The 19,719-nt window shown below is 70.2% G+C and carries 17 protein-coding genes; 11 read left to right on the forward strand and 6 right to left on the reverse strand.

The window, feature by feature from the left end:
- Positions 1-82 precede the first annotated feature (82 nt).
- The gene (locus QQY66_RS05380; RefSeq protein WP_301977922.1) at positions 83-1,423 is read right to left on the reverse strand and encodes a CitMHS family transporter; all 1,341 of its coding nucleotides are present in this window, start codon (positions 1,421-1,423) and stop codon (positions 83-85) included.
- A gap of 167 nt (positions 1,424-1,590) precedes the next feature.
- Between QQY66_RS05380 and QQY66_RS05385 the strand changes: the two genes are divergently transcribed.
- The 3 genes from QQY66_RS05385 to QQY66_RS05395 all read left to right on the forward strand — a co-directional run bounded on the left by QQY66_RS05385 (position 1,591) and on the right by QQY66_RS05395 (position 4,759).
- Positions 1,591-2,511, forward strand: coding sequence for a LysR family transcriptional regulator (locus QQY66_RS05385; protein ID WP_301977923.1), 921 nt, complete (start codon positions 1,591-1,593; stop codon positions 2,509-2,511).
- A 129-nt stretch (positions 2,512-2,640) separates the two neighbouring features.
- Entirely contained in the window at positions 2,641-3,861 is a 1,221-nt protein-coding gene (locus QQY66_RS05390) for a CaiB/BaiF CoA-transferase family protein (RefSeq protein ID WP_301977924.1), read from the forward strand.
- Positions 3,851-4,759 carry a CoA ester lyase gene (locus tag QQY66_RS05395; RefSeq protein WP_301977925.1) on the forward strand — a complete coding sequence of 303 codons (909 nt, stop codon included), beginning with the start codon at positions 3,851-3,853 and terminating at the stop codon, positions 4,757-4,759. The genes QQY66_RS05390 and QQY66_RS05395 overlap by 11 nt, the downstream gene beginning before the upstream one ends.
- 33 nt (positions 4,760-4,792) lie before the next feature.
- On the opposite strand, the gene QQY66_RS05400 is transcribed toward QQY66_RS05395, so the two are convergent.
- The gene (locus QQY66_RS05400; RefSeq protein ID WP_301977926.1) at positions 4,793-5,215 is read right to left on the reverse strand and encodes a secondary thiamine-phosphate synthase enzyme YjbQ; all 423 of its coding nucleotides are present in this window, start codon (positions 5,213-5,215) and stop codon (positions 4,793-4,795) included.
- Between the two features lie 124 nt (positions 5,216-5,339).
- On the opposite strand from QQY66_RS05400, the gene QQY66_RS50235 reads away from it, so the two are divergent.
- The 5 genes from QQY66_RS50235 to QQY66_RS05420 all read left to right on the forward strand — a co-directional run bounded on the left by QQY66_RS50235 (position 5,340) and on the right by QQY66_RS05420 (position 9,362).
- Positions 5,340-5,423 (forward strand): putative leader peptide, encoded by an 84-nt coding sequence (locus tag QQY66_RS50235; protein ID WP_349817350.1) that lies wholly within the window; start codon positions 5,340-5,342, stop codon positions 5,421-5,423.
- Positions 5,424-5,565: 142 nt separating this feature from the next.
- Positions 5,566-6,456, forward strand: coding sequence for an ABC transporter permease (locus QQY66_RS05405; protein WP_301977927.1), 891 nt, complete (start codon positions 5,566-5,568; stop codon positions 6,454-6,456).
- Entirely contained in the window at positions 6,429-7,187 is a 759-nt protein-coding gene (locus QQY66_RS05410) for an ABC transporter ATP-binding protein (RefSeq protein WP_301977928.1), read from the forward strand. The genes QQY66_RS05405 and QQY66_RS05410 overlap by 28 nt, the downstream gene beginning before the upstream one ends.
- A gap of 28 nt (positions 7,188-7,215) precedes the next feature.
- Positions 7,216-8,241: an ABC transporter substrate-binding protein gene (locus QQY66_RS05415; RefSeq protein WP_301977930.1), complete on the forward strand. Its 1,026-nt coding sequence runs from the start codon at positions 7,216-7,218 to the stop codon at positions 8,239-8,241.
- Between the two features lie 53 nt (positions 8,242-8,294).
- On the forward strand, positions 8,295-9,362 hold the full coding sequence (locus tag QQY66_RS05420; protein ID WP_301977931.1) for an NAD(P)-binding domain-containing protein: 1,068 nt from the start codon (positions 8,295-8,297) through the stop codon (positions 9,360-9,362).
- 12 nt (positions 9,363-9,374) lie between these two features.
- On the opposite strand, the gene mltG is transcribed toward QQY66_RS05420, so the two are convergent.
- The gene (gene mltG, locus QQY66_RS05425) at positions 9,375-10,214 is read right to left on the reverse strand and encodes an endolytic transglycosylase MltG (RefSeq protein ID WP_301977932.1); all 840 of its coding nucleotides are present in this window, start codon (positions 10,212-10,214) and stop codon (positions 9,375-9,377) included.
- Between the two features lie 43 nt (positions 10,215-10,257).
- A complete protein-coding gene (locus QQY66_RS05430) occupies positions 10,258-12,060 on the reverse strand; it encodes an ABC transporter ATP-binding protein (protein WP_301977933.1) in 1,803 nt (600 codons plus the stop codon).
- Between the two features lie 94 nt (positions 12,061-12,154).
- On the opposite strand from QQY66_RS05430, the gene QQY66_RS05435 reads away from it, so the two are divergent.
- Entirely contained in the window at positions 12,155-12,598 is a 444-nt protein-coding gene (locus tag QQY66_RS05435; RefSeq protein ID WP_301977934.1) for a MarR family winged helix-turn-helix transcriptional regulator, read from the forward strand.
- A 58-nt stretch (positions 12,599-12,656) separates the two neighbouring features.
- Here the strand turns inward: QQY66_RS05435 and QQY66_RS05440 are convergent, their stop codons facing one another.
- Positions 12,657-14,075, reverse strand: coding sequence for a cation:dicarboxylase symporter family transporter (locus QQY66_RS05440; protein ID WP_301977935.1), 1,419 nt, complete (start codon positions 14,073-14,075; stop codon positions 12,657-12,659).
- Between the two features lie 170 nt (positions 14,076-14,245).
- Positions 14,246-15,841: a peptide-N4-asparagine amidase gene (locus tag QQY66_RS05445; protein WP_301977936.1), complete on the reverse strand. Its 1,596-nt coding sequence runs from the start codon at positions 15,839-15,841 to the stop codon at positions 14,246-14,248.
- Between the two features lie 158 nt (positions 15,842-15,999).
- Between QQY66_RS05445 and QQY66_RS05450 the strand changes: the two genes are divergently transcribed.
- Both QQY66_RS05450 and QQY66_RS05455 read left to right on the forward strand, forming a co-directional pair.
- Positions 16,000-17,787, forward strand: coding sequence for an ABC transporter ATP-binding protein (locus QQY66_RS05450; RefSeq protein WP_301977937.1), 1,788 nt, complete (start codon positions 16,000-16,002; stop codon positions 17,785-17,787).
- On the forward strand, positions 17,784-19,565 hold the full coding sequence (locus tag QQY66_RS05455; RefSeq protein WP_301977938.1) for an ABC transporter ATP-binding protein: 1,782 nt from the start codon (positions 17,784-17,786) through the stop codon (positions 19,563-19,565). The genes QQY66_RS05450 and QQY66_RS05455 overlap by 4 nt, the downstream gene beginning before the upstream one ends.
- Positions 19,566-19,719 lie beyond the last annotated feature (154 nt).

Below are 19,719 nucleotides of genomic sequence, written 5' to 3' on the forward strand. Positions count from 1 at the left end.
GGGCCGGACGGGGGCGAGGGCGGCCGTCAGCGCGGCGAAAACACCGATCGGCTCGCGCATGTCGATGTCTCCTCACGGTGGTTCACAGGGATATGGCGCCGGTGAGCAGGGCTGCCGCGGTCATGACGAGGGTCGTGCCGAAGGCCCAGCGGAAGATGAAGCGCTGATGTTCGCCGAGCTGTACTCCGCTCATGCTGACGAGGATGAACGTGGAGGCGGTGAGCGGGCTGAGCGGGAACCCGGTGGTCATCTGGCCGAGGATCGCGGCCCGTGCGATCTCGGCCTCGTCGCCGCCGAAGCCGGACGCCGTGTGGGCGAGGACGGGCAGCACTCCGAAGTAGTAGGCGTCCGGTGTGAAGGCAAGGCTCAGCGGCATGCCGGTGACGGCCACGATCGGCGCGAGGTGTCCGCCCAGGGAGTCGGGCACGACCGAGACCAGCGCCTGTGCCATCTCCGTGATCATCCCGGTGCCCGTCAGGACTCCGGTGAAGACGCCCGCGGCGAAGATCATCGTGGTGACGAGGACGACACTCTTCGCGTGCTTCTCCAGAAGGGCCTGCTGTGCTTCCCACGTGGGGTGGTTCACGAAGAGGGCGAGCGCGAAGGCCAGCGCGAACAGCACGGGCAGCGGCATGAGTTCCATGACGAGCGCCACGATCAACGTGATGGTCAGGACGGCGTTGAACGCGGTCAGCAAGAGCTGCGGGCGCCCCTCCCGCACCACGAGGGGCGTGCCCGGCCCGTCCCCCGCGCCACGGCCGGCGAGCGGCCCCGCGTCCTCCTGCTCCTGGGCGGTACCCGGACCGGACACGGCGAGGCGGCGGCGCTCACGTCGGCCGATCCAGTACGAGGCGAGCAGCACCCAGACGATGCCGCAGCCCATCGCGGGGAGGACGGGAGTGAAGACGTCCGAACTCTCCAGTTCCAGCGCCGCCATGGCCCGCACCGTCGGCCCGCCCCACGGGATCATGTTCATCACGCCCGCGCCCAGGCAGACCACCCCCGAGAGGACCAACGGGCTCATGCCCAGGCGCTTGTAGACGGGCAGCAGCGCGGAGACGGTGATGAGGAACGTCGACGCGCCGTCACCGTCGAGTGCCACACACAGGGTGAGGACGGCCGTGCCGACGGCGATGCGTGCCGGATCGTTCCGGGCGAGGCGAAGTATGCGGTTGATCAATGGGTCGAAGAGCCCGGCGTCCACCATCAACGTGAAGTAGAGAACGGCGAAAGCGATCATGATGCCGGTCGGGGCCACCGTGGTGAGCCCTTTGAGGATCATGTCCCCCATGTCGCCGGCGAAGCCCCCGACCAGGGCCGCCAGGACCGGCAGCAGCACCAGTGCCACCAGGACGGAGACCCGTTTGGCCATGGTGAGCAGGAGGAACAGGCCGATCGTGGAGAACCCCAGCGCTGCCAGCATGGTCGTCGCTCACCTTCTCGTACGGCTCGAGGGTCCCCCGGCACTCCCGGTGGCCCGTGCTGCGGATGAGTGTCGGAGCGGCAGCGAATCGGCGTCCAGCATCAAACCGAGATCTATCCATGCTGTTCACGCATCAATGGGCGCGTACGGCCATAAGCTCGCTCGTCATGGACAGCACTCTTCGTCAACTCAGTGCCTACGCCGCCGTGGCCCGGGTGGGCAGCTTCACCGCGGCCGCCGCTCAACTGCGCGTCTCCCAGTCCTCGCTCAGCCGCGCGGTGGCGGATCTGGAGCGGCAGGTGGGCGCTCGACTCCTCGAACGCGACACCCGTAACGTCGAGTTGACGGCCGCCGGCGTCGAGGCGCTGCGCATAGCCGAGCAGATCGTGAATGCCCATCAGTCGGGCATGAAGGAGCTGGAGCGCTTCCTGCTCGGTGAGTCGGGGACGGTCGCCGTGGCCACCCTGCCGTCGGTCGCCGCGGTCCTGCTGCCCGAGGTGATCCTGGACTTCCGTCGGCAACGGCCGCAGGTGGCCGTGCAGATCATGGACGGACTCGAACAATCGGTACTGAGCCGAGTCCTGACCGGCGACGCGGACTTCGCCATCACGACCGGTGAGCCGTCGGGGCAGCTGGAGCACCACCCTTTGGTACGCGACCGGTTCGTGGCCGTCCTGCCGCAGCACCATGCCCTGTCCGACCGTCCCGAGGTCACCTGGGACGACCTGGCACACGAGCCCTTCCTCGCCGTCGGCCGTGACTCCAGCGTGCGACGCCTGACCGATGCCGCGTTCGCACAGGCCGAGGCCCGGTCGGTGCCGGCCGCGGAGGCGGGCAACGTCGCCACGGTGGGCGGACTCGTGGCAGCCGGGCTCGGAGTCACCGCGATGCCCGCCCTGGTCCTGCCCCTCCTCGGGACGGGCCCGTTCATCCACAGGCCGCTCGTCGAACCGGCTCTTCACCGGCGCCTCGACATCGCCCTGCGTGCGCGCCGTCCACTCCCGCCGGCGGCCGACCGGTTCCTGGAGACACTGCGGGAGTTCCGTGCGCGCCGGCACGAGCTGCCGTCCGGAGTGTCCTGGGCCTGACCTGCCGGCCCCTCCGACTCATGCGTGAACCGCAAGGATTCATAGCCGTTTGTTGCTGGACTCACATGCTCACAGCTCGGCAGGCTGACTGGTGCCGCCGTCAGACGAGTTGGGGAGCAGAGGGTGCCGATGGTGTCGATCACGGGTCAGGATGCCGGTGGCCAGGGCCAGCTGCACGGCCTCAAGGTGGTGGAGTTCGCGCACGTGGTGGCGGGTCCGCTGGCCGGCTCCCTCCTTGCCGACCAGGGCGCGGACGTCGTCCACGTGGAGCCGCCGGGCGCCGGTGACGCCGCACGGGCGATGGGCCCCAGCAAGGACGGCCACCCGCTCTGGTTCAAGGTCGCCGGCCGCAACAAGCGGTCGGTCACGCTCGATCTCCACCAGGAGTCCGGGCGGCGGGTCGCCCAGCGTCTTGTCGCCTGGGCGGATGTCGTCATCGTCACCCTGCGTGCCGGCCGGCTCCGCTCGTGGGGGCTCGACTGGGAATCCGTGCATCGCATCAATCCCAAGGCCGTCCTGTTGCAGATATCCGGCTTCGGCGCCACCTCGTCACGCGCCGACGAGCCCGGCTTCGGCAAGGTCGGCGAGGCCCGCAGCGGCGTCGTGCATCTGACCGGCTTCCCCGATGCCCCACCCGTGCACACCGGCTTCTCCCACGGCGACGCGGTGACCGGACTCATGGGCGCCTACGCGGTGCTCGCCGCACTGCACCGCCGCGACCACGACCCCGACTTCGACGGCGAGTGGATCGATCTCGCTCTCTTCGAGCCGCTGTTCCGGCTCGTCGAGTGGCAGGTCATCGTCCACGACCAGCTCGGCACGGTACCCGGACGCTCCGGCAACCAGCTCGCCGTCGCCCCCGCCGCCGTCATCAACACCTACCGGTCGAGCGACGGCGAATGGATCACGGTGACGTCTGCGACGCTCCGCTCGGTCCGCAACGTTGCCAAGCTGCTCGGGTTCGACGAGGCCGACTTCGCCACGCCGGAACAGCAGTTCGCCGGGCGCGCCCGCCTCGACGACGGCCTGCGAGCCTGGGTGGCCGAGCGCACGGCGACCGCCTGCCTCGAAGCGTTCTCACAGGCCGAGGTCGTGGCGTCCCGTGTGTTCAGCGCCGCCGACATCGCCGAGGACCCTGTCTACGCCGAACGCGGCGACATCGTCACCGTCGACGACGCCGACCTCGGCCCCGTACGCATGCAGTCCGTGATCCCCCACTTCCGGCAGCGACCGGGCACCATCTGGCGGACCGGCCCCGCCCTCGGCCAGGACAACGACCTCGTCTACCGCGAGTGGCTCGGCCTGAGCGAGGACGAGCTCACCGACCTGGAGAAGCACGGTGTCGTCTGAACCCGTTCCCCTCCCCCGCCCGCCCCTGCGCTCCCTGCTGTTCGTCCCCGGAAACCGTGCCACGCACTGGCTTCCCAAAGCGCGGGCGGCCGGGGCGGACGCCGTCGTCCTCGACCTGGAGGACGCGGTGCCGCAGGCCGAACGCGCTGTCGCCGTCCAGCAAGTGACCGAGGCGCTCGCCCGCCGGGCCGACGGCTCCCTGCCGGGACCGGCCCTGTTCGTCCGCGTCACCCCACTCGACACCTGGGCAGCCGCCGACGAGCTGCGCGCCCTGTGCGGTCCCGGACTCACCGGAATCGTGCTGCCCAAGGTGACAGGCCGCGGCGATATCCGCTTCGCCGACCTGCTCCTCGCCTGGAGCGAGCATGAACACGGCCTGCCACACGGCCACTTGGCCCTCATCCCCCTCCTCGAGACCGCTCAGGCGCTGCGCGAGGCCCACGGCTGCGCGACGGCCGCCGCACGCGTCGCCTACCTCGGCGCGATCACCGGGGCGGGCGGCGACGTGGAGCGTGCGATCGGTTACCGCTGGAGCCCCGAAGGCACCGAGACGCACGCCCTGCGCGCCCGCGTCCTGCTCGACGCGCGTGCCGCGGGAACCCCGCATCCGGTGGCCGGGCTGTGGACCCGTATCGGCGATCTCGACGGCCTGCGCGCCTTCGCCGAGCAGAACCGGTCGCTGGGCTACGCGGGCATGATGGCGATCCACCCCTCCCATGTCCCGGTCATCAACGACGTGTTCGCGCCCAGCCCGGCCGAACTCGCCCGTGCGGCACGGCTGATCGCCGTGATGGAAGAGGCCCAGGCGTCCGGCGCCGGCGCGGTGACGTTCGACGGGGAAATGGTCGACGAGGCGATGGCCGCCACGGCTCGGGCGTTGCTGGAGCGGCACACCTGAGCGGCGGTTGCGCGAGCTGCCGACTGATCTTGGTCAGCCCAGGAAGCTCAGCCGAACCCGACGGTTGGCATTGTCCCTGTTCGTGTCCACCAGGCACACCGACTGCCACGTCCCCAACTCCAGCCGCCCGCCCAGCACCGGCAGCGTCGCGTGGGGTGGTACGAGTGCCGGGAGGACGTGGTCGCGGCCGTGGCCGGGGCTGCCGTGGCGGTGTTGCCAGCGGTCGTCGGCGGGCAGGAGGGTGTGCAGGGCGGCGAGGAGGTCGTCGTCGCTGCCCGCGCCCGTTTCGATGATCGCGATGCCGGCGGTGGCGTGGGGGACGAAGACGTTCAGCAGGCCGTCGCGGTCGGCGGCCGTCTCCCGCAGGAAGGTCTCGCAGTCGTGGGTGAGGTCGACGACCCGCTCCGTGGATCCGGAGGTCACGTTCAGCACGCGGGTGGTGAAGGCATCTGACATGCGTCCCATCCTCGCGCACACGACCCGCTGCGCACGTCATCGGACCGGCCGGGGTCCGGCGCAGGGGTCCACACCGCGAGACGGGCGTTGACCGCGCGCATGCCATCTGGATACTTTCGGCGGCATGTTGCGTTCAGCCCTGCTCACCACGCGCGGTCACATCGACCTGCTGCGGGTGGCCTCCGCCGCGTGTCGCCGCGGCTGCTGACGCCCTTCTCTCACCTTCCCCGCGCCTGCGCACCCTTCTGCCCGCACGCCTGATGCGCTGATCCGCCGATCCGCATAGGGCTCTGCGGGTACTCGGGCGCGCCTCATCACCGGCCGCTCCCCCATGAACCCATGGAGCATCCATGAGCATCAGCCATGCCCCGCCCGGCTCGCACGAACCCGATATTTCGCCTATGGGCGAGAAAGACAGTCCCGCTTCAGCGGCCTCCCCCGACCTCGTCCCCCTCGTCCCCGCCTCCTCCCACCGCACCCGCGTCCCCCGCTGGCTGCGCCGCACCACCGGCCCGCTCCTGCTGCTCGCGCTCTGGCAACTGCTCAGCGTCACCGGCGTGTTGACCGCCGATGTGCTCGCCTCGCCCGGCCGTATCGCGCAGGTCGGGAGTGATCTGATCGCCGACGGTTCGCTGCCGTCGGCCATGGGGACCTCGCTGCAGCGGGTCGCGTTCGGGCTGCTGCTGGGCACGGTCGTCGGCACCGGACTTGCCCTGGTGTCCGGGCTGTTCCGGATCGGGGAGGATCTCGTCGACGCTCCGGTGCAGATGCTGCGGACCGTGCCCTTCGTGGGGCTCATCCCGCTGTTCATCATCTGGTTCGGTATCGGCGAGGCTCCCAAGATCGCCATCATCACGCTCGGTGTGACCTTCCCGCTGTACCTCAATGTCTATGCCGGAATCCGGGGCGTGGACGCCCAGTTGATCGAGGCCGGGGAGTCCCTGGGGCTGTCGCGGTGGGGGCTGGTGCGGCATGTCGTGCTGCCGGGTGCGCTGCCCGGCGCGATGACCGGGCTGCGCTACTCGCTCGGCATCGCCTGGCTCGCGCTCGTCTTCGCCGAGCAGGTCAACGCGGACTCCGGCATCGGGTTCCTCATGGTGCAGGCGCGGGACTTCCTGCGGACCGACGTGATCGTGGTCTGCCTGGTCGTCTATGCCTTCCTCGGCCTGCTGGCCGACTTCGTCGTCCGCTCCCTCGAAAGGCTGCTGCTGCAATGGCGACCGACGTTCACCGGCCGGTGAACCCCAAGGTGAGTCCCCAGTCCGCTCAGGCCGTCCACGTCGAGGAGCTGACCCGCTCCTTCGACGGGCGCGCCGTCATCGACCGGCTCCGACTCCACGTCCGCCCGGGCGAATTCGTCGCCCTCCTCGGCCGCAGCGGCTGCGGCAAGTCCACCCTGCTGCGCATCCTCGCCGGGCTCGACCGCGAGATCGAGGGCACCGTCCTGGTGCCGCGCCGCAAGGCCGTCGCCTTCCAGGCGCCGCGTCTCATGCCGTGGAAGAAGGTGTGGCGCAACGTCCTGCTCGGCCTTCCGGGCAAGCCCGGCCGAGCGGTCGCCGAGCAGGCGCTCAAGGAGGTCGGCCTGGACCACCGTACGGACGCCTGGCCCAAGACGCTCTCCGGCGGCGAGGCCCAACGCGCCTCCCTCGCACGGGCGTTGGTACGCGAGCCCGATCTGCTGCTGCTCGACGAGCCGTTCGGGGCGCTGGACGCGCTCACCCGCATCAGGGCCCAGCGTCTGGTGGGCGAGTTGTGGCAGCGCCGCGGCTGCGCGGTGCTGCTCGTCACGCACGACGTCGAGGAGGCGGTCCTGCTCGCCGACCGCGTTCTCGTGATGGACGACGGTGTCATCGCGCACGAGCAGGAGATCGACCTCGACCGGCCCCGTGACATCACCGACCCCCGGTTCGCTGAGCTGCGCGCCGGACTGCTGGAACGGCTCGGCGTCGACACCGCCGCCGAAGCCGCCTGAACTCCCTCACCCGAAGAACGGATCCATCATGCGACGACGCCTCGTCCCCGCCGCGCTGCTCCTCCCCCTCGCCCTGCTGCTCACGGCCTGCGGCGGGAGTTCGTCCGCCAGCACGGGGTCCGACACCGACGGCAAGGGCTCGCTCACCCTCAACGTCGGTGATCAGAAAGGCGGTTCCGAAGCCATCCTGCGCGCCGCCGGAGAGCTGGGGAACCTCAACTACAAGATCAAGTGGTCCACGTTCACCTCCGGCCCGCCGCTCCTCGAAGCCGTCAACGCCAAGGCCGTCGACATCGGCGGCGTCGGCAACACCCCGCCGGTCTTCGCGGCCGGGGCCGACTCCAAGATCAAGGTGGTGGCCGCCTGGCACGGCACGTCCCAGGGTGACGCCATCCTCGTGCCCAACGGGTCGAAGCTGAAGAGCACCAGGGATCTGAAGGGCAGGTCCGTCGCCGTCGCGCAGGGGTCCTCCGCGCACTACCAACTCGTCGCCTCCCTCAAGGCGGCCGGGCTGACCCTCGGCGATGTGCGGGTCAAGTACCTCCAGCCGGCCGACGCGCTCGCCGCGTTCACGTCCGGCAAGGTCGACGCATGGGCGGTCTGGGACCCGTACACCTCGCAGGTGCTCCAGGCCAAGCAGGGGACGGTTCTCACGACCGGCGAAGGCGTGACCAACGGTCTCCTGTTCCAGGTGGCGGCGCCATCCGCGCTTCAGGACAGCAAGAAGACGGCGGCCATCGAGGACTACCTCGGCCGGCTCCGCCGCGCCTACGACTGGGTGTACGACCACCCGGAGGCGTGGGCGAAGGTGTGGGCCAAAGAGACCGGGCTGCCGTACGAGGTGGCGCTGGCCTCGGTGAAACGGACCAACGCCTCCCGGGTCGCGGTCGCCGTGGACAAGCCGCTCATCGCCTCGGAGCAGGAGATCGTCGACGCGTTCGCCGATCTGAAGCTGATCCCGCACCGGGTCGACTTCGCCAAGTTCACCGACGCCCGCTTCAATGGCTCCCTGCCGCCGTCCACAGCGAAGCCCCGTGTGTACAAGGACTCCTGATGAGGTCGTGATCCCGGGGGAAGATCCATGCACCCCACGCGGTTAGTAGAAGCGTGAACAACACCGAGGTAGTCGTCATAGGCGCCGGCCAGGCAGGTCTGGCCGGCGCCTTTCACCTGCGGCGCACCGGATTCGAGCCGGAGCGGGACTTCGTGGTGCTCGACCACTCCCCCGGGCCCGGCGGCGCCTGGCAGTTCCGGTGGCCTTCGCTGACCTACGGCAAGGTGCACGGGATGCATGCGCTGCCCGGCATGGAGCTCACGGGCGCCGACCCGGCGCGGCCGTCCTCCGAAGTCATCACCGAGTACTTCGACAGGTACGAGCGCACCTTCGATCTGCGGGTACGGCGGCCCGTCGATGTCCACGCCGTGCGCGAGGGCGACGCGGGGCGGCTGCTCGTGGAGACCTCGGACGGTGTGTGGTCGACCCGGGCGCTGATCAACGCGACCGGGACCTGGGACCGGCCGTTCTGGCCGCGCTATCCCGGTCAGGAGACCTTCCGGGGGCGGCAGTTGCACACCGCGCAGTATCCGGGACCGGAGGAGTTCGCCGGGCTGCGGGTCGTCGTGGTGGGCGGGGGTGCGTCCGGTACCCAGCATCTGCTGGAGATCGCCCCGTACGCGGCGGCCACGACCTGGGTCACCCGACGGCCGCCGGTCTTCCGCGAGGGGCCCTTCGACGAGGACGCCGGTCGCGCCGCGGTCGCGCTGGTGGAGGAGCGGGTGCGGCAGGGGCTGCCGCCGCGGAGCGTGGTGTCGGTCACGGGGCTGCCGTTGAACGACGCGATTCGGCAGGGGCTCGCGGACGGGGTCCTGGACCGGCAGCCGATGTTCGACCGGATCACCCCCGACGGGGTGGCGTGGAACGACGGGCGGCACATACCCGCCGACGTCATCCTGTGGGCGACCGGATTCCGGCCCGCCATCGACCATCTGACACCGCTGAGGCTGCGTGAGCCGGGCGGCGGGATCCGGCTCGACGGGACCCGCGCGGTCGCCGATCCGCGGATCCATCTGGTCGGCTACGGTCCGTCGGCGAGCACCATCGGCGCCAACCGGGCCGGCCGTGCGGCCGTGCGGGACATCAGGCGGCTGCTCGCCGAGGAGCCCGTCGCCGCGTGATGTCCCTGCCGGTCACGTCTTCGCCTGCGGGCTCTTCTGGAGGGAGTTGAACTCCGCCACGTTGCGCTGGTGCTCGGCGTAGTCGGCCGTGAAGCGGGTGTCGCCCCGCTTGACCGTGACGAAGTACAGCCAGTCGCCCGGCGTCGGAGTGACCGCCGCACGCAGGGCCTCCTCGCCGGGGTTGGCGATGGGCGTGGGCGGCAGCCCCATGCGCTGGTACGAGTTGTAGGGGCTCTCGATCCGCAGGTCGTCGAGGGTGGTCTTCACGGTGGAGCGGTTCAGGGCGTAGTTGATGGTGGAGTCCATCTGGAGCGGCACACCGCGTTCGAGCCGGTTGTGGATGACCCGGGCCACCTTGCCCATGTCGGTCTTGGTGGAGGCCTCGGCCTGCACGATGCTCGCGATGGTGACCGCCTGATAGACGTTCATCGCGTTGCGCTGCGCGCCGGCGGTGATCGGGACGCCGTTGAACTTCTGGTTGGCGGTGTCGACCATCGACGACAGCAGCGTCTGAGGCGTCGCCTTCTCGTCGATCGGATACGTCGCCGGGAAGAGATAGCCCTCCGGGTTGCCCTCGGCGTCGACCGGCAGCTTCAGGTTGGCCTTGCCCAGGGACTTCTTCGTGGTGCCCGGCGGCAACTCGAGGGCCTTGTCGACGGCGTCGTAGACCTGGCCCGCGCGCCAGCCCTCCGGGATCACCAGGGACACCGGCTTGGTCTCTTCCTCGCCGCCCAGGGTGAGCAGCGGCACCGCCACGGCGGTGCCGGCCAGGACGGCCCCGGTCGCGATGAGGGCGATACGGCCCCGGCGCGTCAGTCGCATGGTGCTTCGTGGCGGAGTGTTGAAGTGCATGCGCAAACCGTAACCCGCACATCGTCACAAACTCCGCATATCTTCAGCTTGTCGGCTCCAGTTGGGCGTCCCTGCGGACCAGCGCCGCGTACCGGCCCTCGCGGCCCAACAGCTCCTCGTGCGTGCCGCGTTCGACCGCGCGCCCGGCGTCCAGGACCACGATCTGGCCGGCACCCCGAATGGTGGACAGACGGTGAGCGATGGTGAGCGTGGTGCGGTTGGCCGACAGTGCGTCGATCGCTTCCTGGACGGCGTGTTCGGTGCGGGTGTCCAGGGCGCTGGTCGCCTCGTCGAGGATGAGCACGGGTGGGTCGCGCAGGATCGTGCGCGCGATGGCCAGGCGCTGCTTCTCGCCGCCGGAGAAGCGGTGCCCGCGCTCGCCGACGACGGTGTCGTATCCGTCGGGAAGCGCGGCGATGTGGTCGTGGATCTGGGCCGCCTTGGCCGCCTGCTCGAGTTCCTCGTCGGTGGCGTCCGGCTTCGCGAAGCGCAGGTTCTCGGCGATGGAGGCGTGGAAGAGGTACGTCTCCTGGGAGACGACGCCGACCGCGCGGGCGAGGGTGTCGAAGTCGAGGTCGCGGACGTCGATGCCGTCGAGGGTGACCCGGCCGCCCGTGACGTCGTACAACCGCGGCACCAGATAGCCGAGCGTGGACTTGCCCGCGCCGGTCGGGCCGACGATCGCGAGGCTGCCGCCGGCCGGGACGGTGACGTCGATGCTGTCGAGGATCGGCCCGCTCTTGTCGTCGTAGCGGAACTCGACCTCCTCGAAGCGGACCTCGCCCTTCACGCGGTCCAAGTGGACGGGGTCCTCGCGCTCGGTGATGTCTATGGGCAGGTCGAGATACTCGAAGATGCGCTGGAACAGGGCGAGCGAGGCCTGGATCTGGACGCCGGTGCCGAGGAGGCTCACGGCCGGGCGGAACAGGCCCTGCTGGAGCGAGACGAAGGCGACGATCGTGCCGATCGAGACCGCGGGGCCGCCGAGTTGGAGGGCCATGCCCGCGGCCCAGTAGATGACGGCGGGCATCGCGGCCATGACGATCGTGATGACGCCCATCCGCCAGCGCCCGGCCATGCTCGACCGCACCTCGAGGTCGACCAGTTCCTCGGACTCCTCCCCGAAGGACTTCGTCAGCGAGTCGGAGCGGCCCATCGTGCGGCCGAGCAGGATGCCGCTGACCGAGAGCGACTCGGTGACCGTGGCGGCCATCGCGGCCATCTGCTTCTGGCGCTGGGTCGTGATCTTCCGGCGTTCGTCGCCGACGCGGCGGCTGATCCATACGAACACCGGCAGCAGAAGCAGCGAGACGACGGTCAGTCGCCAGTCGAGGACGACCATCGCGACGATCGTGGCGACCACGCTGGTGAAGTTGGCGACCAGCGAGGTGGCGGTGGAGGTGACGGTGGCCTGCATGCCGCCGATGTCGTTGGCGATGCGGGACTGGACCTCGCCGGTGCGGGTGCGGGTGAAGAAGGCGAGCGACATGCGTTGCAGCCGGCCGTAGACGGCGGTGCGCAGGTCGTGCATGACGCGCTGGCCGACCGTCGTGGAGATCAGGGTCTGCAGGACGCCGAAGACGCTGGTGAGGACGGCGCTGAGGATCATGCCGAGCGCGAGCAGGCTGAGCAGGCCTGTGCGGCCCTGCGGGATCGCGGTGTCGAGGATCGCCTTCAGGAAGAAGGGGGTGGCGACGGAGACGAGGGACGAGGCGCCGACCAGGAGGCCGACTACGGCGAGACGTCCGCGGTACGGACGGAAGAGTGTCAGGATGCGCCGCGCCTGCCGGGGCTGCTCCTCGGCGTCGGCGGGCGGGGTCCACGCGGGTTCGTGCTCGGGTTTCATGGGCTCCTGCGGGTGGTGAGTCGACGGTGACTGACGGAGAGTAGCTCATTGTTACCTATACTCACAATGAACGGCATCCTGTTATTGTTCCCGCATGACCACCCCCGATTCCGACGGTCTGCTGGCCGAGCAACTGCTGCGGTTCACCCGGCGTGTGCACCGGATCCAGAAGCGGCACATCGAGCAGTCCGGCCTGGGCGTCACCCCGGCCCAGTCCCGGCTGCTGCGCACCCTCGCGCACTACGAGGCGCCGCCCCGCATGGCCGACATCGCCGAGCGGCTGGAGGTGGTCCCGCGGGCCGTCACATCGCTGGTCGACGGACTGGAGGCGAGCGGGAAGGTGCGGCGGGTGCCCGATCCCAGCAACCGGCGGGTGATCCGGATCGAGTTGACGGACGACGGGCGCAAGGCGCTGGGCGAGTTGCATGGGGCGCGGAGAGCGGCGGCCGACGAGATTCTGGCGCCCTTGACGCATGTGGAGCGTGCGGTGCTCGGGACGCTGCTGGACACGTTGGTGGACAAGGCGCAGCACGGTTGAGAAATGCCGCGGCCACCGCCCCTGAAGAGGAGCGGTGGCCGCGTGAAGGCGCGATGCGTCAACTGACCTCGGGTGCGGGTTCCTTGGCCGACTGGGCGGGTACGGCGGCAGGGGCGGGCGCATCCGTTCCCGGAGCCTCGTCGGCAGCGGCGGACTCGTCGCCCTCGCCGCTCTCGGCCCTGGGCTCGGCCTCTCCGCTCAGCACCTTCTGAGCCCGTTCCGTATCCAGCGCACCCTCCCACCGGGACACGGCGAACACGGCGACGCAGTTGCCGAGCAGGTTCGTGACGACGCGCATCGAGTCCATGATGCGGTCCACGCCGAGGAGCAGGGCGACGGCCCCGGCGGGGATGGCGCCCAGCGAGGAAGCGGTCGCGGACAGGGCGAGGAAGGCGGAACCGGGGATGCCGGCCATGCCCTTGCTGGTGAGCATCAGCACCAGGATCACGGTGATCTGCTGGCTCAGGCTGAGGTCCACGCCCACGGCCTGCGCGATGAACAGCGTGCCGATGGACAGGTAGAGCGAGGCTCCGTCCAGGTTGAAGGAGTAGCCGGTGGGCAGCACCAGGCCCACGGCGTCGTCGCGGGCACCGGCCTTGCGCAGCTTCTGCATCACGCGCGGCATGACGGACTCGGTGGAGGCGGTGCCGAGCGCGAGGAGCATCTCCTCACGGATGTAGCGCAGGAACTTCCAGAGACTGAGTCCGGTGACCATCTTGAGCGCGACGGCGAGGAGGGCGATGAAGAACGCCGCAGCCGCGTAGCACAGGACGATCAGCTTGGCGTAGGTCTCGATGACGCCGAGCCCGTACTGGCCGATCAGGACGGCCATCGCGCCGAACACCGCGATCGGAGCGAGGCGCATGATGAAGCCGACGACCGCGAAGATGATCTCCTGGGCCTGCTCGATGACGGGCAGGACCTTGGGCACCTTGGTGTGGCCGAGGTGGAGCAGCGCGGCGCCCACCAGGCAGGCCAGGATCAGCACCTGGAGAAGCTCGTTCTCGGCGAAGGCGCCGATGAAACTGGTGGGAATCGCGTTGACGATGAACTCGGTCGTCGAAGGCAGTGAACCGCCGCCCGTCTTCGCGTCGACCGCCGAGGCGTCGAGCGTGGAGGGGTCGACGTTCATCCCCGAGCCGGGCTGCACGACGTTGGCGGCGAGAAGCCCGATGAGCAGGGCGAGCGTGCTCGCGACCTCGAACCAGATCAGCGCCTTCAGCCCGATCCGGCCGAACGCCTTCAGGTCACCGGCCTTGGCGATGCCGACGACGACCACGCAGAACACCAGCGGCGAGATGATCGTCTTGATGAGCCGGGTGAAACCGTCGCCGAGCGGCTGGAGATCGGCGGCGAAGTCGGGCCACAGCTTGCCGACGACGATGCCGAGCACGAGCGCGCAGGCGACCTGCGCGAAGAGGGAGGTACGCAGTATGCGTGCGACGCGTCGCGGCAGGGACGGTACGGGCGGCGGCACGGGGACTCCTAGAGGGGGACGGCGGTATGGCAGAAGCCCGGAGGGCTTCTGCCATACGGAAAGCGGCTTCCGTGCCGATCACTCTCGGGGCGTCATTGATCCTTCCGGGAACTTTTGTGTATCGGTCATGTAAATCCGCCCGCCTTGTGGAATGTCACATACCGCCGCTCTCAACAGCCATTGCGGTCCTTCGTCAGCACGCCCTGAACAGTCGTGAGTGCCCGGTCGTAGCACCCGCCCGACCCGTACAGCCGGTACCGCTCGCTCGTCGTGCCGACCGCGTGCCGCTGATCGCGCGGCACGTTGATCGTGTACGTGGCGTCGCCCGCGTAGGTGTCGTCGAGCCGCGACCACGCGAGGCGCCGACCACCCTGGGCGGTGACGACCGAGGCACGGTCACCGAGCGACAGCACCGTCCGCAGCCGGTCGCCCGCGCCGATCGTGGTCGTGCCGTCCATCGTGTACGTCCGCTCTGTGCGCGTCGTCCGGGCCGGACCGCGTCCATCGACGGTGACCGACTCGTCGTCCGTCCAGCGGGCGTCGAGACCGTCGACGGTCTCGCCCTCCGTCCAGCGGTGCACGGAGTTGTTCGCCAGCGACCGGCTGACGGTGGTCGTCACACGGCCGTGCGAGGTGTCGACGTATCCGGCGACGGTGAGCCGATGTGCGCCCTTGGTGTCCACTCGGTGTTCCGAACCGGGCGTATGCGCCGAGGAGTTGGTGAGCTCGCCTTCCCTGTGGATGGTGAGCTTCCCGCTGACGTGTGCGCTCTTCGCGTCCTGCCAGACAAGGACGTTCACGGGAGTGCTCCAGCCGGTCTGCCCCTCGGGGACACCGACGACGGAGACCTCGACGCGGTGCGGGCGGCCGTCGTTGAGAAGGCCGGCGAAGGGTGTCAGGTCGTATTCGATCGGCTTGATGTCGAAGGCGCGCGGGCCCGGAACGACGTACCAGAGGAAGGGATTCGACCAGCCGCCGGTCCACACCGTCGGGAACGGCGCGGCGATTCCGGCCAGTTGGCCGTCGACCTTCACCTGCACCTCGCGGTAGGGGCCGCCGTCGGCCTGGCAGGAGTACGGCGCCGAGTCGGGCACCGTCAGATACCAGTACTCCTCGCAGCCGCCTCCGGAGCCGGTGGCGTACACCTCGGCGACGATGCGTTCGCTGTTGCGCGGGGTGGTGAGGGTGGAATCGGCGGCGAGGGTGAGGACTTGGTCCGGCGTCACAGCGGGCTTGCCCGCATAGAACGTCAGCGTGACCTTGACATCGATGATCCCGGTGTACGTGTCGTCCACCACGTTCCCGATGAGCATCTCGACGTCCTGGGCGCCGCGGAAGGTGTCGCTGTAGCGCGTGACATCCTTCTCGACGGACCACTCGATGCCGTCTGGTGACGGCTGCGGTGTCGACGTACGGAAGATCTCGACACCGCCGAGGTGCAGATACCCGAGCCGGTCGAACTGTCGTCCCTTGACCTTGCCGTCCATGCGCAGGACCACCTTGCTCCAGCGGTCGCCACAGCCCTCCGGCGGGGTGTAGGTGCTGGTGTACGGCGTGAAGTCGCGGAACTGCGCCTCGGCGAGGGTGACTTGGCAGGATGTGCCGGAGGGCTTGGGGACGGGCGGGGCGGCGGTCATGGGGTCGTGCCAGTCGGTGGTGCTGAACTCGGGCGGGGCGTCGGCGGATTGGGCGGGGGCCGCCGTGAGGAAGGTGCTCGCGAGGAGGGCCGCTCCGGCGAGCATGGACATGATGATCCGTCTCTTCATGGCCGGTGTTCTACGGGGAGTAGGGCGCCCTGCGCAATAAAAACCGTTTGCCTTCGGACACTCTGCGACGCGAACCTGTCACGGCTTGTTGCCACCCTCCCACCCTGTCCTCCCCCGTCCTCCACCCCTTCCGACCTGACACGAGCCACTGGGACGTCATGCAGATTCAAGACCTTCCGTATCCCGACCCCGGTGTGCCGGACGCACGCTCGGGTCCCCGATTCCTGCGGTGGCTCTTCCGGAATCAGCTGGGTGGGCAGCTGAAGTCGCTGGCCTGGGGCCTGCTGCACTTCGTGTCCGTCTCCGCGCTGCCGTTCTGTGTCGGACTCGCCATCCAGGCAGTCGTCGACCGCTCCGGCACCCGGCTGGCCCTCGCGGGCGGCCTGCTGGCGCTCGCCTGCGCCGGAAACGCGATCGGCGACACCTTCCTGCACCGCACCGCGGTCACCAACTGGATCACCGCCGCCGCCCGCGTCCAGCAGCTGCTGGCCCGCAAGGCCTCGGTGCTGGGCTCGGCGCTGACCCGGCGCGTCGCGGCCGGTGAGGTCGTGGCCGTCTCCACGGGTGACGTCGAGAAGATCGGCTGGTTCGTGGAGGCCGTGTCCCGGTTCACCGCCGCCGCGGTCACCGTCGTACTGGTCTGCGTCGCCCTGGTCCTCTACCAGCCCGCGCTCGGGGTGGTCGTCGCCGTCGGCCTGCCCGTCCTGGCGATCGCCGTGCTGCCGCTGCTGCCCCGCGCGACCAGGCGGGCGGACATCCAGCGCGAGAAGGCGGGGCGCGCCACCGAACTGGCCTCGGACACCGTCGCCGGACTGCGCGTCCTGCGCGGCATCGGCGGCGAGGAGCTGTTCCTCGACCGCTACCGCAGCGCCTCCCAGGAGGTACGCCACGCGGCCGTGCGCAGCGCCCGCATGTGGTCCCTGATCTCCGCGATCCAGGTGCTGCTGCCGGGGCTGCTGTTGATCGCGGTGGTCTGGTACGGCGTGCACCTGGCCCGCCAGGGCCGGATCACAGTAGGTGAACTGGTCACCGTCTACAGCTCGGTCATGGTCCTGACCCACCCCCTGCGGCACTTCGAGGAGATCGCGATGGCGTACTCCTTCTCGCGTCCGTCGGCCCGGCGGGCCGCGCGTGTCCTGTCGCTGGAGCGTGCCACGGACACGGGCGGATCGCGTGCCGCCGAGGTGCCGTCCGGAGACCTGTACGACCCGGCGACCGGTCTGCTGGCCCCCGTCGGCCGGTTCACCGCGGTGGTGTGCGGCGACCCGGACACGGCGGGGCGGCTGGCGGAACGGCTGGGCGGGCACCCCGCGGAGGAGAGCACCTCGGTGCTGCTCGGCGGCGTGCCGCTGGACGAGCTGCCGCTCGACTCGGCGCGAACGGCCGTCCTCGTCCAGGACAAGGACCCGGTGCTGCTGTCGGGCTCGCTGCGCGAACTGCTCGACGTTCCCGCGTCCGGTGACGTGGCCGCCGAGCGGGCACTGGCGGCGGCGCAGTGCGAGGACGTCCTCACCGCGCTCGTCCAGGGTTCACTCGACGCCCAGGATCCGCTGGACGCCCGGATCACCGAACGGGGGCGGTCCCTGTCCGGCGGCCAGCGGCAGCGGCTCGCGCTGGCCCGGTCGCTGCTGACGGACCCGGAAGTACTCGTCCTGGACGAACCGACCTCCGCCGTCGACTCGCACACCGAGGCACGGATCGCGACAGGCGTGAAGGAGTTGCGGGAGGGGCGCACGACCGTCGTGTTCACCTCCTCGCCGCTGCTCCTGGATCGCGCGGACCGGGTCGTGCTGGTGCACGAGGACGAGGTCACTGCGGTCGGCGTACACCGCGAACTCCTGATCAAGGAGCCCCGGTACCGGGCCGTCGTCACCCGCGAGACCGACGACGAGGCCGCCCTGAACGCCGTATGGGAAGAACTGGAAGAGATCGAGGAGACAGCATGATCGGCGTGGCGCCACCGGCCTACGACCCGGCGGCACCGACGACGGCGAACACCCTGCCCGTCGGCGCCACCACGACCGTACGCGCCTATGTGGCCGAACTCTTCCGCCGGCACCGCCCTGCCTTCCTGCTCCTCATCGGCGTCAACACGGTCGCGGTGCTCGCGTCGATGGCTGGCCCGTATCTGCTCGGCGGGCTCGTGGAGCGGGTGTCGGAGGGGGCGCGTGAACTCCATCTGGAGCTCACCGCCTCGCTGTTCATGATCGCGCTGGTCGTTCAGGCCGTGTTCGTACGGGAGGTGCGGCTGCGGGGCGCGATGCTCGGCGAGCGGATGCTGGCCGACCTGCGCGAGGACTTCCTCGTGCGGTCGGTCGGGCTGCCGCCGGGGGTCCTGGAACGTGCGGGGACCGGCGACCTGCTGTCCCGGATCACGACGGACATCGACCGGCTGGCCAACGCGATGCGCGAGGCCGTACCGCAGTTGGCGATCAGCGTGGTGTGGGCGGCGCTGCTGCTGGGCGGGCTCGTCGTCACGGCGCCGCCGCTCGCCGCCGCGGTGCTGCTCGCCGTGCCGTTGCTGGTGGTCGGCTGCCGCTGGTACTTCAAGCGCGCCCCGTCCGCCTACCGGTCGGAGGCCGCGGGGTACGCGTCCGTGGCCGCCGTGCTCGCCGAGACGGTGGACGCCGGGCACACCGTCGAGGCCCACCGCCTCGGCGATCGCCGGATCGAACTGTCGGACCGGCGGATCAAGGAGTGGACGGCCTGGGAGCGCTACACGATGTGGCTGCGGTCGGTGCTCTTCCCGGTCGTCAACGTCACCCATGTCACCGTGCTCTCATCGGTCCTGATGCTCGGCGGCGTCTTCGTCCTGCGGGGCTGGATCGACGTCGGCCAGCTGACCACGGGTGCGCTGATCGCGCAGATGCTCGTCGACCCGGTCGGGCTCATGCTGCGCTGGTACGACGAGCTTCAAGTCGCCGAGGTGTCACTGGCCCGGCTGGTCGGGGTCCGGGAGATCGAGCCGGACGACGGTGACGCCGAGGTGTCACCCGACGGGCGCGACGTGCGGGCGGACCGGGTCCACTTCGGCTACCTCGAAGGCGTGGACGTCCTGCGCAAGGTGTCCCTCGACGTCGCTCCGGGCACCCGGCTGGCGCTGGTCGGCCCGTCGGGCGCGGGGAAGTCCACGCTGGGCAGGCTGCTGGCCGGCATCTACGCGCCCCGGGGCGGCCACATCACCCTCGGCGGCGCCGAACTGTCCCGGATGCCCGCCGAGGCGGTCCGCTCCCATGTGGCGCTGGTCAACCAGGAACACCATGTGTTCGTCGGCGCCCTGCGGGACAACCTCCTGCTGGCCCGCACGGACGCCACCGACGCCGAGCTGTGGGCAGCCCTGGGCGCGGTCGACGCGGACGAGTGGGCGCGGGCGCTCGATGACGGCCTCGACACCGAGGTCGGCTCGGGCGGGGCGGTGCTCACGCCGGCGCAGGCCCAGCAGATCGCGCTGGCCCGCCTGGTGCTGGCCGACCCGCACACGCTCGTCCTGGACGAGGCCACCTCCCTGCTCGACCCACGCGCGGCACGCCACCTGGAGCGGTCCCTCGGCCGGGTCCTCGACGGCCGAACCGTCGTCGCCATCGCCCACCGGCTGCACACCGCCCACGACGCCGACGTCATCGCCGTCGTCGAGAACGGCCGGATCAGCGAGCTGGGCAGCCACGACGAGCTGGTCGCCGCGGACGGGGCGTACGCGGCGCTGTGGCGGTCCTGGCACGGGTGAGCCACTGAGCCGCTCGGTTCAGTAGCCGTCACCGCCGGTGCCGTCCTCTTCCGTCGAGGGGACGGCACCGGTGACGGCCCTGCCTTCGGCGTCGGGCACGTACCGGATCCCGTCGATGCCTGCCCCTTCAGGTCGCCCCCGTTCCGGTCCTGGG

The organism is Streptomyces sp. DG2A-72, from assembly GCF_030499575.1.
Taxonomy (GTDB): domain Bacteria; phylum Actinomycetota; class Actinomycetes; order Streptomycetales; family Streptomycetaceae; genus Streptomyces.